The following is a 17,339-nucleotide window of genomic DNA, read 5'->3' as shown; positions in this document are numbered from 1 at the left end:
TCACTCCCCATTTCCATTATCCATCTGCAACTCCGGCAGCTTCCGTAACTTTACGATTCCGTTAACGTTTTACAGCCTGTAACTGCATCAGTAAACTTGTCTAACAACTCCCCGTTCCCGTCTGGTAAAATAGTCACGACTGGTCAAGCTGTCAGGGCCGTGGTTCAACAGTATCAATTGTTACTAATCTGAAGGCCAGCAACCGATTGGGGGTGTCTGTGGGTCATCGGTGGTTAATTGCAGGCGGTTGCATCTTCGGGCTAAGTTTTGTTGCTAGTCTCATTGTGAGCAGAAACCCACAAAAAGCTGTGGTAACCGGTGCAATTGCCACAGTTTCTGCTGCTAGTGTTTTACTGATCGAGAAGTTTCAAAAACAGCCTTCCACTCCATCCGCTCAACTGGAGCAACTGATTCAGCAGAGAGAATCCATCCGCCAAGCGATCGAGTTATTAAATAGGCGACATTGCATTTTAGATGGTCAGCGCCACGAGCTAGAACAACGGATTGCCGCCTTAGAGAGCCGCCAAAAGTCTCTACAGAACGACATTGATGAACTTGAGCAAAAGAAAGCAGAACTTTACCAACAAGTCCAGACCCGACAAGAGCAGGTTCAGGCACTCTCATTCCAAGAGCAAGAACTGCAACATCGAACGCAGCAGGTTCAGGATGAAATTAATCGTCTTGAGCAGCAAAGGCAAGCGTTAGGTGCCCAAGTCGAGTACTTAGAAAATCAGCGACAGACTCTACTACTCCGGCGACAAGAACTCGCAGAGCAGCGACAACATTTAGAGCAAGATGTGCAAGCACTTAGACAGGCCAAAGAAGATTTAAATTGCGAACTCAATCTTCTCGCATCACAGGGACAAGACCTACAGCAGCAAATCCAGTCCGCCCGAGACGAACTCAGCAACCTGCATGAGCAGAAAAGCCAGTTGAATCATCAGATTGAAACACTTCGAGATGAAATCGAAGTTTTGAAGCAGCGTCAAAGGGAACTAGAAACTAGCAAGTTACAGTGTCAGGAAGAGTTGGATACACTTACTGCAAGACAGGACGAGTTGCGCCGGACATTGGAACAGTTACAGGCGCAGTGCCAGCGTGTTCTACAGGAAGATGCTCTACATTCTGAAGGAAAAGAGTCGTCACCACCTCAAGAGCAAGGTTTGGAGCTTGGAGTACCAGCCCCTAGCCAAACGACAACTGTAACTGTAGATAGGCAGCTTACTTCCATTTCCAGTAAGGTCAGAAAATTTGTACCTCTTGTTCCACCTAAGGAGTTTCGGTTGAGTAACGTTGAGCATACAGAGTGGCTATGGGAAGATGTACTGTGGCCCCGCTGCACCAAAAAAGACCCACTTTTTCTAGGTAGCATCTGCTTGCCTAAAAAAGACACTGATGAAACTTGGGGGACCAAAACAATTCTCAGCATCGTTGGCTCCGAGCTGAAGCGATTCGGGGAAAACAACATTAGGTACGATCATCTACACGAGCGCTGCGGTGATGAAGAAAACCTCTACTGGCTTAAAATTATTACCTTCGCTTTTGTTGAGTATGCTTACTACATGGATAGTGATGAAGAAGATTATGAAAATCGCTTCTGGGAAGGCTTGTGCAAGAGATTAGATATTCCAAGTCAACAGAAGATGCAGAATTCACTAAGAGAAATTGCTAGGCAGGGCATCAAAAAGCTTAAGCTACCAATTGCAGAAGACGGCTACGAAGTGGTCTCTACCCTTTGGCTGCAGAGCGGCATCCCCCGACACAACCTACACCATTTTGCCGATGTCATCGTGGACTTAGGTGCAGAACTAAACTGGCAGCAGATCAGGGATTACGACACCTTATCACTTGCCCAAAAGCTGCTCGATATTTGTCGAGATCGTTACCCTAGCAGAAGATTACTCAAGCGGTTTCTAGAGTACAGTTGTCGGCCCGGTATGGAGCCTATCTCAGGGGAAATACTCCAGGACATCGCTCGTGTAGCTGTGGTTCTAAGGGAGCATGGCAAGCAGCCGGAGATTCTACTGGATGATGCCCAGCGTCAGGAGTTTATAGTAACGGAAAAAATTGAGTTCAAATTTTTTGTGAGAGACTGGGATGCGGTTGTCCGAATTTTGAGTCCTGAACGACCAGGCCGGAATTGGCTAACAATCCAGCGCAGACCTCTAACACTATGGCTCGATGTAGAAACCTTAAATATCCAACTAGTCCTTCCTGAGCAATACCTACAGCATATTAACTGGTCACCAGGGGTTTGCTTCATTCCCCAAGTCAACTGGCAGGGCCGCATTGACCCCTCTGGAAAAGTCACGATTCCTGAACTTACCCAAACCCTTCAGCACATCCCTGAAAAATGGGTGTGGCAACTCACAGATGACCAGGGGAGGGAGTTACTATGCTGGGAGGTCAATGGGATTTCATCTAACTTCCCTGCATTGATATTTGATGCCTGGACCGGCGAATATCTACAATCTCAACCGTCTATCGCTGGTGCTACGGAAATCTTCTGTTTTACTCAGGAAGGCAATGAGATTCACCCAGGGGTTGCTGTAGAGGTGATTGATGCCCATGTGCCCTGTAGCATCAGCGGCTGGTACGGCAAGCGATTGAAGCTCACGGCCCAGTTCGGCGAATTAGAGTTTTCCTTTGGCAAGGTAGAATGGCGTTTGTCCCCCATAGATGCCTGTTTAAGAGGTTTATCTCTGCCGCGCCAGAGATTCTCCTATCTGGAAGTACCTACCCTTTGGTATCTGCGGCGCCCGGAAGAAACGGAATTAGTACTTGCTATTGAAACACCAGCATCAGACACTCCTTTCGAGAAACGATTAACTGATTTCCACAGCAATGATTGGCTACCTATCAACTTAGATGAGTGGATTAAACAACCTGGACAATACAGAGTTAGCTTGCGTGATTGGTCCCAAGCTTTCGATGTAAAGGCCAGCTATGAGATTAGGGAAGAGCATGTTGCTGAATTTCCAGAGGTTGCAATTCTAAGGAGACAGGGCGTTGATTGCGTGAGAATTAACCAGCTACCCCTTGAACTAGACGGTAGCCATCAACTTTGGTCTGAGACATTGATCATCACAGGGCTATGGCCCTTAGAGCCGGTTGATTTACTGCTTGACTGCTCCGTTTGCCAAACGCGACAGGCTGACAAAAACGGTCAATTGACTGTGGAACTAGCCAGCCTGCGTGATTTATTACCGTCAGCAACTCGTCTTGATTACCGGCGTAGCGGTCAGTCACCCCAAGCATTAGTTTTCCTAAGGCAAATAACCTGGGAATGGCAAGACAAAGCTCTCCTGCTGAAAGGATTGAATCCCCATTCTGATTACAAACTGATAGGTTGGAATTTACTGAGACCCCATGAGGCGCAAGTGGCAATTTCGATTCCTGAAGGTTCCCAGGTCACTATATCGCTAGAGAATATTAATCCTGGCATCTACTACTGGCAGATTGACGATGCCGAGAAAGTTGTGAAAGCTATTGGCTGGTGGTGCGGTTACAAACAATATGACTTTAGTATATCTCCCGATGAAAATAAGAATTTGACCGAATTTTGCTACGCTATCCTAGACCATAGCTTGCTGAATGAATTTCAGAAAGTTGCACTGAAATTGGACTGGGATAGGAATTGGATTCAAGGGGTACTACGCTCACTACAACGAAGGGAATTCTTCTTCCCTGAGTGGCTAGATGCCAATGCACTAATAGCTAAGCTGCAAGCAATTTTAGAACCTCGTCAAGGGGACTGGTACAAGGTTGGTGTTGAAACAGGTAAAAGGGGTGACTTCCGTAGGGACTTGTTAGACCGAATCCGCCAAGACAACCTTTGGAGTATTATTCTGGATTTCCAACGACATCCTGATAAAAACCAACGGGATATTGCTCTAGTGAAAGTATCTCCCTCAGATATGGAAGTTGCCTTAGACTGCTTAAGGTCGACCAGTGGTTTCGCTTGGATGAGTAGGCAACCGCTAACTCCAGATGAAATTGCCGAGCTTTTACCTGATGAGAACTGCCATGGATGAGAACACAGTAACCAGGAAGATCATCACTCTCCTGAGTCAACATCGCCAGCCTGATAAACCCACCTTACCAGCGCCCTTGCGAAGAGTTGATATTGTCAATGCCTTGCACCGCTGTGCTGCCCCTGGTCAAGAAAATGGGCAACTTGAGGTTGCAATAAACGAAATTTTATCCAAGTTAGAGATGTTGGGAGAAGTGCTCCGAGGAGCGAACAACTACTACTGTATGGCCCCGCCAATCATTTTCTCAGGGAGCGAAGATATACGAACGGAACACCTAAAATTTCGCGGTGATAGGGCTTATCTTCCCCTGGCTCACCGAATTTTGAAGACAAGCAATCCCAATCAAGAAAGGTTACTCTCACGAGTGAGTGATTTTCATCATGCCAAGATGGAGTTAGCTCGCTACGGGATTAGATTGGTTACTTTGCGGGAGCTGATAGAAGAACTACCATTGCCTAGCAAACCCCAGGTCTGGAGCAGTCAGCCAATTCCTGAGCCGCTGACAGGTAGTGACTGTTGGCAGTATACCCCTGCTCATTGCAATCAAAGTGAGCGTTGGCGGCTTCTTTCCCGAGAAGGCTTGACAAATGAAAGCCTGATTAAGGTTGACTTCGGTAAAAATTCTGAGGAGTACTTTTGGTTGGAAGATGGGAAGTGGTATCAATTAGAAAAGGACCAAGCAATCTACGCTATGTTCTACTTAGACCGCAGGGATGGATATCCCTTGCGGATTATCCCTTATCGAAACCAAGAGCTTGACTTAAGCGGCATCTATTTGCCAAAGGCCTACTACCAGTGGTGTGAACGATACTTGCAGAAGATAAGCCAATCGGTTTACCGTGTTGAGGGTATTAAACAAAGTCTGATAAAAATACTTTTTGAACGGTTAGGGTGCATCTACGATGAACCACTATCTTGATCCAGTTGCTGTTATTCGTCAGTTGCGTGAGGATTTAATTCGCTATTTGCTCACGGCCTATCCCCTGCGAGATGACAACCTACGTCAGCAATTCAAGGAAGAACTAGAAAAACCTGGCAACATCTGGCAAGTGCCTTATCTGGAAGGAACACAGCCCTATCGTCCTTCTTTAACATTGCGTCAATTAACCGAGCAGGGTGTTTTGCATCCAGATATTCTTCAATTCTTTGACCCTGACCGCCCTCTCTACCAACATCAAGTTGAAGCCATACGTGCTGTAGTAACCAATCAAGAAAACGTTATTGTAGCCACTGGAACTGGCTCAGGTAAGACAGAATGCTTTTTGATCCCTATTATTGATACGATGCTTAGGGAAGGTTCAAGGCTACAACAGGCAGGAGTGAGAGTTTTGATTTTATATCCTATGAACGCTCTGGTTAATGACCAGATTAAACGCTTACGTAGCCTACTGTGTCATCAGTGCGAGACGTCCTATCTTATCAAATTTAGTTTTTATACAAGTCGTACTTGTAAGAAACCGAAGGATGCAGACTCACAACTTCGGGATGAGCTAGCAGCCTATAGCGATGAGGAATTACTACGACTTATACCCTGCGATGAACGAGATCATGCAAAGCAGCTCATTTCAGACGGTCATCGAGAGGAGGTAGTCAAACAAGCTGTTCAGACAGTCAGAAGGGTTCAGGTACTGTCCCGCGAGGAAATCCAATCTTCGCCGCCACACATCCTGGTGACCAACTATTCCATGTTGGAGTACATGTTGATTCGACCTCGGGAACGAGAAGCTATCTTTGAGCGCTCACGGGGATATTTTCACCTGTTAGTCCTTGATGAAGCTCATACCTATAATGGTTCAGTTGGTACAGAAGTTTCTATGCTGCTAAAGCGACTGAAACATACAGTGGGTATAGATACGGCAGGTCAATTACGCTGTATTGCAACTAGTGCAACGCTTGGCGACCGGTCAGCCGATACCCAAATCCAACAGTTTGCCCAGGATTTGTTCGGTGAAGCATTTAAGCAGGTCATACGGGGAGAACGGGTATCGCCTGTCGAACGACTGGGACAGCCCTACAACCTACCTGAACACGTCCTGGCAGAAGAGATCTATGAATACTTCTATGCATTAAACTTACCGGATTTGCAAGCAGATTTAACAGAATGGGAACGCGAATTAAGTTATATTGTTCCGCCAGACCAACTTGAAAGCGCAAAGCGAAAAGTTGAACACCTACCTTATCCACAAAAAATACACAGCTTCCTTTGGTATGCACTTAAACAACATCCCCTTTTTCATCGAGTCATTGAGTTATTAGCAGCAGGTCCAAAACCCTGGGAGGAAGTAACTCAGTCGCCTTTGCTTTGGTCGGTCCATACCGGTTTAGATGGCGCTATAACTGAGCAGGAAAAACAAAAACTTGAACAAGCTCTAGCCCATCTACTACAGTTAGGTACGCTGGCCAGAGAAAGTCCTGAGAGCTTACCCTTGCTACCAGTACGATTGCATCTGCTATTTCGCAGTATGGAAGGGGCCTATGTTTGTGTGAACCCTAAGTGTCCTGGTACAGAGGGCTTACCAAACCAGCGCTATGGAAAGCTCTACTTGAGTCAGAAGAAAATTTGTGACTACTGTAAATCACCGGTCCTGGAACTAGCCAGTTGCCGCAAATGTGGACAAGCGTATACTTTGATGCGCCTCGATAGTCAAGGACGATTATTGCCTTTACCTTCTTCCCTAGAGGCCTTGGAAGTTGATCCATCGGTTTACGTGTTAAGCACTGGTTTAGATAGCATGACCTTGGATGAAGAAGAAGAAGAAACAGAGCTGTCGCCAACAGGGTGGTGTTTGCTACATCAGCGTGATGGTTGGTTGGGAGAAGTTGGACGTAGCAGCAACCCAAGTTGTGATATTTCTGGGAACCATTACCGGTTGACCTGGCATGTACCACCAGGCACGAAAAATACCCAAGGAGGATACTTGTCCAAGTGTCCGGCCTGTTCGGCGAACCGACGTCAAACCTCTGTGATTAGCCGTTTTGTGTCCTATACCGATGCACCACTGGAAGTGATGATTGATAGCCTGTTTACACTGCTACCTGAATCAGCTAGACCAACGCATCAGCCAACACGGCGTAAATTGCTTGTTTTCTCGGACGTGCGACAAGATGCAGCTTTCTTTGCTTCTGACTTTCAACGCACGCATACCGAAGTTCTCTATCGTCAGTGTGTCTGGCAAGCTTTCCAACAGTCTCGCGACCCACAGGGAGTTGCTTCCGTAGGTCAAGTAGAAAACGCGCTCATTCAATATTTTTTGACCGCTTCTATTCCTCACCCAGACCGCTCTCCTGAGTGGCACCATCAGAGCTATGTGCCTCATGATCCCCTTGATAGTAGCGCAAAGAATCGAAAGGATTGTGAAGACCGCGCTCGCCGTCGCGCTAGAGAATTGCTGTTGCGCGAGTTTGGATTACCTGCATCGCGTCGTTTCTCGATAGAATCCCTTGGATTGTTAACCTGTCATCTGGATTGGCATGATGTGCATTACCAGGCCTGGATAGACGAAATCTGCAAAGACTTTCAAGTATCTCCATCGGAAGCCGTCGTTTTCTTGACCGCACTGACCGATTTGATCCGGCTTTACGGTTTGGTCAGCATCGAAAGGCCGTCAGACTATTTCCCAGAAGTGGGTGGTATTGAAGGAGAGCAGCCCAGTCTCCTGGATAGTCATGGTCGAATTAAGAAGTTTCTAAAACTCCAGAAAGCAATTAAAGATGATCGGAATGCTATCTCTTTTTGCGCCTATTTTGCGGCAAACAATCGCTTAGTCACCAGCGCCTTTGCTAACTACTTTGAAAAAGTATTTGGCTGGGATGCGCAAAGTGAATATGAACAACTTAAGAAGGTACAAATCAAGTTCTATGAGTGGATGGATCAGTATGGTATTTTTACAAAGTATGGCCACGGTTATCAACTGACCTGGAACCTCCTAAATATCTACGAGACAAAATCGGATTGGTGCCGTTGTAATACCTGCCGGCAGATAATGCACCTACCCTACTTTTCGCAGGTTGATAACGTATCTAGCAGTTTTAACATTAGAAAGTGTCCCATTTTCAAATGCACTGGTGTTTTAGAGCCTATCACTCTCGAAACTATCAATGATGATTACAACCACTACCGCTATCTGATTTGCAGTCGAGAGATTTTACCTCTACGAGCACAGGAACACACTGCTCAGTTGGAAACGGATGATTTGGCCCAACGAGAAAGTCGGTTTCGCCGAGGGAGTGTCAATCTCCTAAGTTGCTCAACAACTTTGGAAATGGGGGTAGATATTGGTGAATTGCAAGCAGTTGTCATGCGCAATTTTCCGCCCCATGTCAGTAATTATCAACAGCGGGCTGGTCGAGCTGGACGACGCACGGATGGGGTGGCTGTTAGCCTTGTCTATGGTCAACGTCGTCCTCATGACCGCTACTACTTTGAACAACCCGAGCTGTTGATTGCAGGTAAAAACCAGATTCCCAAACTGGATCCTACAAACTCCCAAATTCAAGAACGTCATATTCGGACAGAGCTATTAGCTGCCTTTTTACGGAAGCACGACTGCAGTGTGGAGAGCTTGACTATTGCCAACTTTTTTGACTTACCGTCTAATGTTCTATCACTGTCTTCCAGCGATGACTTTAACCCATCCCCCCAATCTTTAGCGGTGCAGTTCTTGCATTGGTTGGCAACGACTGAAGCCCAAGAAACAGCTAAGTTCTGGTTGTCTAAGCTAGCTAATCAGTCAAACTCGGAGATGAGCTTCCTAAATCAATTTGTAGCATCCATGCGCTGCTTTGAGAAGCAACAACTCCTTGATTGGTCGAGCCTGGTTGATATGCGAATTTACCTAGAAAATGAGAGAAGAGAAAGGCCTACGGAACGGAAAAGGATTGACCGGCGTATTGACAGTGTTGAAGCAGAGCTGAAAAAAGTCACTGAACGTCGTTTGCACGACGAATTGGCTCGAGCTGGCATTTTACCCATTTACGGTTTCCCAATTGATGTAGTACGTCTCATGACGGGGGAGAAAGACCCGCAAGGCCGGACAAAACATCGCCTGGAGCGGGACCGGCGTGTTGCCTTGAGCGAATATGCGCCAGGTCAAGATGTTATTGTGGATGACCGGGTGTACACCAGCGTCGGTATTGTTCAGCCCAATAAGTTGGAGGAACGTTACTACTGGATATGTCAGCACTGCAACTACTTTACTTCAGGTGTTAAGAGCGAAACGTTTGAGACGTGTTCCGTTTGCGGTGGAGTACCGAGTGTGGCCATTGCCAAAAAGAGTCGTCCCTATAGAATACCCATCGCCTTTACCACTGAATGGGGTACGGAACCGAAAGTAACCCCCTATATCAAACCCAAACGCCAGCCAACATCACAGGTTTTCTTGGCCCAGGAAGGTCATCAAACGGAATGTTTATCTGGTGAGCATGAACTCTTCCAGTTGATTTATAGTCGCGGAGGACGATTTTTCTTGTGCAATCAGGGTCCAAGTTTCAGGGGATATGCCATTTGTCGACTCTGCGGACGGGACTTAACAGCCCAGGTTGAAGAACAGGAAGACCATCAGAAGAAATCGAAGAGCAAAAAGTCTGGACCTATTCAACACACGAACCCCATGACAAACCGGCCCTGTTCTGGTACCTATGAGTGGATCAGTTTGGGGCATGAATTTGTGAGTGACTTGCTGAAAATTCGGTTCAAACCGGAAACCAATACCCCCCGATTATTTGCTGTTAAACATGTCACGACAGGACAGGAGGTTCTCTCCCTGGACGCATCGCCCCAAGTCAATGTTGATTTTTGGCGGTCTTTGACCTACGCGCTCTTGGCGGCAGCGGCTCAAGTGATTGACGTCCCCCGCAACGAGCTAGACGGTTTATTTCGACCCGTTTCAGAAGGAAATATCACAGCGGAAATTATCATCTATGACAACGTGCCTGGCGGAGCGGGCTACAGCCGGAAGATTGGTGAAAACTTTACTCAGGTGTTGGAACGGGCCTATGAAATTGTCCGCTCTTGTCGTTGTAGTCGCAGTTGCTATAGTTGCTTGCGAACTTATGCCAATCAAATATTTCATGACCAGCTGGACCGGCACCAGGTTGAGCAATTTCTGCAACCGCTGATGGAAAAAATCATGCCCGATCCGGAACTACAGGCGTTTGCGCCGGATGCCTATCGTATTTCCCATCAGAAAGCCCTACAGGAGTTCAATGCCTACAGCCAACATGCCGACGGTCAAAGTATTATCTATCTCCCGGAATTGCCACACCCAGAACCTTTTGCCCTGCATAATCTAGAACAGCTCATCAAAGCAGTTTATAGCCGCAATCAAAGCGTGGAACTCATTGTGAGCCAACTGCCCCAACCGACTTCCCCGACTGCTCGGTTGCTGCGCAAGCGACTGTTTCAATGGCTTGACCAAGGTGTTTTGCAACTGTATCTTCTTCAGGATCAGGAACGGCGACCGATTGAGTTATGTCTTAGCAGCTATGTTGGTGCCCACCGGTTGGCTCTACAGGGCGCTTTAGACTCTGAAACCGGTGAATGGCTAAAAACGACGACAGAACGCGGTGTTAATACGGTGCTTCAGCGTTTGCAACATCTCAAACAGCAAGCGCGACCGGTGATGGCTGCGGAACTGGAGGATAAAAACACTGAGGTGGTATTCCCCGATAAGACCTGGAAGTCTATGAGTATTACGACGTTGCAGCAACGACTCAAATGGACGCAATTTCTGACCCCCTCGCCCGCTAAAGTCATTCACTATCAAGACCGGTACCTGCAACCAGAACAGGCGGAAATTTTAATAGGTCTATTGGAGCAACAGCTTGGCCCTGGTACTGAAAAGATGATTTTAGAAATGGTGCAGCTTTGGGATGAGAACCAGGAGCAAAATTACAAGCGTAGAGCCGAAATCCAGCGCGTCATCCAAAACTATCTTCAGCAAAAGGGTTTAGCGGTTACGCTCGAGCTGAAGTGCTATCCCCCTCAACAGCTCAAAGCCATTCCCCACATGCGTAAATTAACCCTGATTGATGGGGAGCAACGACACCACCAAGTCCTGTTCGACAAGGGGTTGGATTTCTTGGTCAAGGATGAGCAGGGTACCTATTCAGTGACAGAACCAACCTATATTGTTCTGCTCAGGGGTTAGCTTTGGGACAAGGACTCTTCGGGATTGAGATTAAACAGGGTGTGTAACGCTTGAATCGCCCGGCGTCGAGCCATAATGTCCCGCTGCGCCCGCAATTGCACCATCGGGTCGTGCAGGATTTTATTGACAATGCCTTTGGTCAAAGCTTCCACCACTTCCCGGTGCTTGCCGCTCAAATCAGCGCCGAGACGGGATAGGGCTTTTTCCAATTCCTGGGTGCGAATGGCTTCGACTTTTTCCCGCAACTGGTTCAGCGTAGGCACCGTCTCCAGCGATTGCCACCACATGTCGAAGGCTTCCAGTTCTTCTTCCAAAATGGCTTCGGCTTCGATGACCATTTGCCGCCGCCGCTCCTGGTTGCGACTGACCACTTCCCGCAGGTCGTCCACGTTGTAGGTATGCACGTGGGGCAATTCGTTCACATCGGCAGAGACATTGCGGGGCACAGAAATGTCAAAGAGCATCAGGGATTGATGGGGCAAGAGCCAGGATTGCAATAACGCCCGGTGAATTAGGGGTTCGGTGGACGCCGTGCTGGTAAAGACCACATCGGATTCGGGGATGGTTTTCGCCAACTCTTCCAGGGGACGGATGTGGATTTGAGTCTCGGGGAATTGACTGGCCAGTTCCATGGCCCGTTCCGCCGAACGATTCACCAGCGTTAACCGGTTGACCCCCTTGGCCACCAGGTGCGTCACCAGTAGCCGCGCCATTTTCCCAGCGCCGACGACCGTCACCCGCGCCCGGTGCAACTGGGGTACCCGCAAGTGGGCTAATTCCACCGCCGCCGACGAAATGGACATTGCCCCGCTGCTGATGCCCGTTTCCGCCCGCACCCGTTTACCCGCTTCCAATGCGCCCCGAAACAGGCGGTTCAGGACGGTGCCGGTGCCCTTGGCGTCTTGCCCAAGCTTGTGGCTGTGTTTGACCTGAGCCAGGATTTGTCCTTCTCCCAGCACTAAACTGTCCAGACCCGCCGCCACCCGCAACAAGTGCATCACCGCGTCCTGGTGCAACAGCGTGAACAGGTAAGGCCGTAGCTGGGGCAGGGGAATGCCGCTGTGCTCCGACAAAAAGGCCGTGACCTCCCGGATGCCGTGGTGGGTATCGCCGGTGACGAAATAGACCTCCATCCGGTTGCAGGTACACAGGACCGTGGCTTCTTGGATATGGGGATAACTGCACAGTTCTTGAATGGCGGCGACGCGCTTTTCTTCAGGAATGCTCAGTTTTTCCCGCACCTCCACCGGCGCTGTCTTGTGACTCAAACCCACCACCGCAACGGGCATGGTCTCCTCCTCAACGCAATTGGATGACTTTGGGTTGGCCAGTCAGGTGAATGGTATCCACAAAGCGAGCCGTTCGGGATTGCGTGGAAATCACTAGGGTAGACGTGCGCACGCCACCGCTAAAAAACCGCACGCCCTCCATGAATACCCCCGGCGTAATGCCACAGGCGGCGAATAGCACGTTTTGACCGCTGGCGAGTTCTTCGGCGTCATAGACCTTATCGGGGTCTTCAATGCCCATTTCCTTCAGGCGCTGGATGTTGCCTTCGCGGGTCCATTTTTCACTTTCCGGGGTTTGCACCACCGCGGGGTCATAAACTAATTGCCCTTGGAAATGGCCACCCAAACATTTCATCGCAGCAGCCGCAATCACCCCTTCGGGGGCGGCGCCAATCCCCATTAGAGCGTGGATATTGGTTCCAGCAAAGGCACAGCATAGGGCCGCCGACACATCCCCATCGCTAATCAGCCGCACCCGCGCCCCCGCCGCCCGAATTTCGGCAATCAAGTCTTTGTGCCGGGGCCGGTCCATCACCACCACGTTCAAATCCTCTATTGCCCGGTCTAAACATTCGGAGAGAATTTTTAGGTTTTCCGTCGGCGTTTTGCGGATATCCACCTTGTGCTTAGCCGCTGGGGGCGCCGCCAGTTTGTTCATATAAAAGTCAGGCGCAGCAAACAAGCCCCCCTTTTCCGCCACAGCCAGCACCGCCATCGAACCGTTTTGTCCCTTTGCCACCAGGTTGGTGCCTTCGCAGGGGTCCACCGCAATGTCAATTTCTGGGGCGTCGGCTGCTCCCGTTCCCACCTGCTCGCCGATGTACAACATGGGGGCCTCGTCCCGCTCGCCTTCGCCAATCACAATCCGGCCCCGCATGCGGATTTGATTCAACCGCGCCCGCATGGCTTCCACCGCCGCCTGGTCGGCCCCGTTTTTATCGCCTTTGCCTACGTATCTAGCCGCTGCAATGGCCGCCTGCTCGACGACCTCGATCATTTCCAACCCAATCGTGCTATCCACGGCTGTCCCTCAACGACGCTCCCCTGTTCCAGTCTATCAGGGCCGGTCCATGCCGTCGGGGGGTGCTGATATTAAACTTTGTGGCACTGTCCTAAATAATTTTGACGATTCCTTGGCAACTGTCCCATTCATTTGCTAGCGATGCCGGACCATTGCACCTGGGTTTGTTTATCGCGGCGATAGGAGTAGAAATGCTGGGCATCGGCGTAGGTGCAGCAGGGCGCGATGTCTATCTGCTCGGGAGCCAAGCCCAGTTGCAGCAGTTGGTGGCGTTGGACGTAGCGTAAATCCAAGCGCCAGCGTTGCCCATCGGGACGGAGCAATTCAGGTTGGGTTTGCCAGGTGGCGATAACAGCTTCGACGGTTGGACACGTCGGTGTGGTTACGGTTGCCGCCAGGGCTGTGACCACCTCCATTTGCACCTGGTAATTCGCGCCGCTAATGGCCGGTCCCAGCGCCACCCGCAGGCTGGTCAAATCACTCCCCTGGGCCAGCATTTTTTGAATGGCAGTGGGAAGAATCCGCGCCGCCGTTCCCCGCCAACCGGCATGGAGCGCAGCCACCTGTCCGGTTTTGACGCAACCAATCAGCACCGGCACGCAATCGGCGCTACAGACCCAAACGCCCTGGCCTGGCTCCGTAGTAATCAACCCATCGCCCCTCGGCGGGTCAGGGGCTTCGGTTGCTAGCAACACCACACCGCTGTGAATCTGGCGCAGGCGATAGTTACGCAACGTGGGAAAATCCGACCCTCCCCAGCGTGTACCAAACTGATGCCGCCAGGGGGATAGCAAATCGCAGGTGAGATGGGTCTTGCCGTGCCAGTGCCAGCCCATGAGTGAACGTTCTCCCCAGCGTTCCCTTCATTGTAGTTTTCCGTAAGCGGTAGCCGGACGGTTCATGCGACTCGGTATCTTAGAGATAGTCGTTGCTGGCGTTGGCTGGGCATTGCCATGAGCCTGACCGTTTACAATACCCGCACCCGGCGTCTCGAACCGTTTGTTTCCCAAACACCTGGCCTGGTGAAGATGTATGTCTGCGGGGTGACGGTCTACGACTATTGCCACCTGGGACACGCCCGCAGTTATGTGGTTTGGGACGTGGTGCGCCGCTATTTGGAGTACCTGGGTTACGACGTCCAGCATGTGCAAAACATCACCGATATTGACGACAAAATTCTCCGGCGGGCGCAGGCGGAAGGGGTGCCCATGCAGGTGATCACAGAGCGTTACATCCAAGCTTGCACCGAAGATTTGGCTCGCTTGAACATCCTACCGGCCAAAGACACCCCCCGCGCCACGGAAACCATCCCCGAAATCATTCAACTCATCCAGCGATTGGAAACCCTAGGGTATGCCTACGCCAGTGGGGGTGACGTTTATTACGCGGTGGAACGCTTTCCCGGCTATGGCACGCTATCAGGCCGCAGTTTGGAGCAAATGCAAGCCGGCGCCAGCGGGCGAGTGGATGACGAAATGGCCCACAAACGGCATCCCTTGGATTTTGCCCTGTGGAAAGCGGCCAAACCTGGTGAACCAGCCTGGGATTCGCCCTGGGGACCCGGACGCCCCGGTTGGCACATTGAATGCTCGGCCATGATTTACAAAACCCTGGGTCCTAGCATTGACATCCACACTGGCGGCAGCGATCTGATTTTTCCCCACCACGAAAACGAAATTGCCCAGTCGGAACCGGTGACCCAAAAACCCCTGGCCCGTTACTGGTTGCACAACGGGTTTGTGACGGTGGCGGGTGAAAAAATGTCCAAATCCCTGGGCAATTTCCGCACCATTCGGGATGTGTTAACCGAGTACGCACCGATGGCGTTGCGGCTGTGGATTTTGCAGTCCCACTATCGGCAACCCATCGAAGCCACACCCCCAGCCCTGCAAGCCGCCCAGTCCGGTTGGCACACGTTGCAGCAAGCGGTCTGGTTGGGCGACTGGGATGCCGTCCCCACGGTGCCAAAGGACGATTTAGACCCGCAGGTGCGCACTGAATTTGAAACAGCGATGAATGCCGATTTCAACACCCCGGCAGCAGTGGCGGTTCTGTTTGGTGTTGCTAAGCAGCTGAAACGTCTGGCCCACAGCGGCAATGGCCACCGGCACACACCGGAATTTCAACGTCTGTGGCGGACGCTGGTGTACTTGGGGCAAACGGTGCTGGGGTTGAAATTTGACCCGCCCCCTGCGCCCACACCACCACAAGTGCCCGACATCAGCGAAGAAATCGCCGCTCTGATTGCCCAGCGACAAGAAGCCCGCCGGCAAAAGAACTATGCTGAAGCCGACCGGATTCGGGAACTCCTAGCAGCCCAGGGGATTCGCCTCGTGGATAAGCCCGGCGGCGTCACCGAATGGTATCGGGAATGAATGCCGTTTGGCTGGTGGGAGCAGGGCCAGGGGCGCCAGAGCATTTGACCTATGCCGCGCGTCAAGCTCTGGAACAAGCCGACGTGGTCATTCACGACACGCTGGTGGACCCGCGGGTGTTGGCGCTGGTACGTCCTGGCGCTCAGGTCTATTCCGTGCAGGGGCTATCCCAAGCGCAAATCAATGACTTGTTGGTCCAACACTACCGCCAGAACCGCCAAGTGGTGCGACTCAAAAGCGGCGACCCGTTTATCTTCGGCAAAGCCACCCAGGAGCTGGCTGCGCTTGCTGCTGCTCATTGCTGTTATCACGTCATTCCCGGCGTCAGCACTGCAACCGGCGCTGCAACCCTAGCAGGGATTCCCCTGACAGATAAACAGTGGGGGCGCTCCATCGGCATTGTGACGGCCCATGCACCGGAACACCTGAATTGGACGGCCATTGCTGGTCTGGATACGGTGGTGTGTTTGATGGGGGGCGGTCAACTGGACGCCATCCAAGCCCAACTACTCCACCACGGCAAAAGCCCAGACACACCGGCAGCCATCATCCACGGCGCTGGTCAAATCGGGCAAATGGTGTGGACGGGAACGCTAGGGGAACTGGCGCAACAGCCAGCGCAACCACCCAGTGTGGTCATTGTTGGACCAGGCGCGGCGCAGCAGAAGTTGGGACAATCCCGGTTGCCTTTAGCTGGCAAAAACATCCTCGTTACGCGGGCTGCTGACAGTGGCAGTGAATTGACCGACCGGTTGCAACGTTTGGGCGCTCAGGTAGTTAGCTTGCCAACGCTAGTCGTCACGCCCCCACCCGATTGGACGCCTCTGGACCAGGCCCTGCACCAGTTAGCCACCTTCGATTGGCTCATCTTGACATCAGCCAATGCGGTGGATTTTTTCCTGGCCCGCCTGTGGGAGCAGGGTTACGACTGGCGAGCCTTAGCGCACTTGAAAATCGCAGTCGTGGGCGAAAAAACAGCGACCTATTTACAGAGCAAGGGACTACGTGCTGATGTAGTTCCTAAAGAATTTGTCGCCGATGCCTTACTTGACGAATTTCCCAAGGATTGTACAGGAATGCGGGTGCTATTTCCGCGCGTGGCCAGTGGGGGACGGCAGGTCCTCACCGAAGGCTTACAAGCGCGGGGCGCCCACGTGACTGAAGTTGCCGCCTACGAAACCGTTTGTCCCCGCGACATTCCCCCTTACATTTATGGCTACTTGCGCCAAGGTCACATTCATGTGCTGACCTTCACTAGTTCCAAGACCGTTGCTCACTTTTGCCAGTTGTTAGAACAAGCAGCTCCCGGCACCTGGCAGACCTGGATTGCCCACAGCTTAATTGCCTCAATTGGCCCCCAGACGTCTCGCACCTGTGAACGCTATTTCCAGCGCGTGGACATTCAAGCTCAGGAATACACCCTCGATGGTTTGGTTAAGGCTATCATAAACTACTACGGCTGAGCATCAAGG

8 protein-coding genes are annotated in these 17,339 nt (G+C 51.0%); 5 read left to right on the top strand and 3 right to left on the bottom strand.

Annotated elements, in window-relative coordinates:
• Window positions 1-218: 218 nt before the first annotated feature.
• From NZ705_02930 to NZ705_02920, 3 genes are read left to right on the top strand one after another with little or no spacing between them, the layout of a single operon-like run.
• Window positions 219-4,034: a hypothetical protein gene (locus tag NZ705_02930; protein ID MCS7291914.1), complete on the top strand. Its 3,816-nt coding sequence runs from the start codon at window positions 219-221 to the stop codon at window positions 4,032-4,034.
• Window positions 3,991-4,953, top strand: coding sequence for a hypothetical protein (locus tag NZ705_02925; GenBank protein ID MCS7291913.1), 963 nt, complete (start codon window positions 3,991-3,993; stop codon window positions 4,951-4,953). Before NZ705_02930 ends, NZ705_02925 begins: the two co-directional genes overlap by 44 nt.
• A complete protein-coding gene (locus NZ705_02920; protein MCS7291912.1) occupies window positions 4,937-11,182 on the top strand; it encodes a DEAD/DEAH box helicase in 6,246 nt (2,081 codons plus the stop codon). The genes NZ705_02925 and NZ705_02920 overlap by 17 nt, the downstream gene beginning before the upstream one ends.
• Here NZ705_02920 and NZ705_02915 read toward each other — a convergent pair.
• The 3 genes from NZ705_02915 to pgeF form a co-directional block, all read right to left on the bottom strand.
• Window positions 11,179-12,471 (bottom strand): glutamyl-tRNA reductase, encoded by a 1,293-nt coding sequence (locus NZ705_02915; protein MCS7291911.1) that lies wholly within the window; start codon window positions 12,469-12,471, stop codon window positions 11,179-11,181. The genes NZ705_02920 and NZ705_02915 overlap by 4 nt on opposite strands.
• 10 nt (window positions 12,472-12,481) lie before the next feature.
• A complete protein-coding gene (gene glpX / locus NZ705_02910) occupies window positions 12,482-13,492 on the bottom strand; it encodes a class II fructose-bisphosphatase (protein MCS7291910.1) in 1,011 nt (336 codons plus the stop codon).
• A 128-nt stretch (window positions 13,493-13,620) separates the two neighbouring features.
• Window positions 13,621-14,328, bottom strand: a complete 708-nt coding sequence (pgeF, locus tag NZ705_02905) for a peptidoglycan editing factor PgeF (GenBank protein ID MCS7291909.1) — start codon at window positions 14,326-14,328, stop codon at window positions 13,621-13,623.
• A gap of 117 nt (window positions 14,329-14,445) precedes the next feature.
• On the opposite strand from pgeF, the gene cysS reads away from it, so the two are divergent.
• Together cysS and cobA are read left to right on the top strand one after the other, a co-directional pair.
• Window positions 14,446-15,867 (top strand): cysteine--tRNA ligase, encoded by a 1,422-nt coding sequence (cysS, locus tag NZ705_02900; GenBank protein ID MCS7291908.1) that lies wholly within the window; start codon window positions 14,446-14,448, stop codon window positions 15,865-15,867.
• Complete coding sequence (gene cobA, locus NZ705_02895) at window positions 15,864-17,330, top strand: uroporphyrinogen-III C-methyltransferase (protein ID MCS7291907.1); 1,467 nt, start codon at window positions 15,864-15,866, stop codon at window positions 17,328-17,330. Before cysS ends, cobA begins: the two co-directional genes overlap by 4 nt.
• Window positions 17,331-17,339 lie beyond the last annotated feature (9 nt).

Source organism: Gloeomargarita sp. SKYB120 (assembly GCA_025062155.1).
Lineage (GTDB): Bacteria > Cyanobacteriota > Cyanobacteriia > Gloeomargaritales > Gloeomargaritaceae > Gloeomargarita.
Note: the sequence above shows the minus strand (reverse complement) of the source record. Positions and strands in the feature narration are given on the sequence as shown.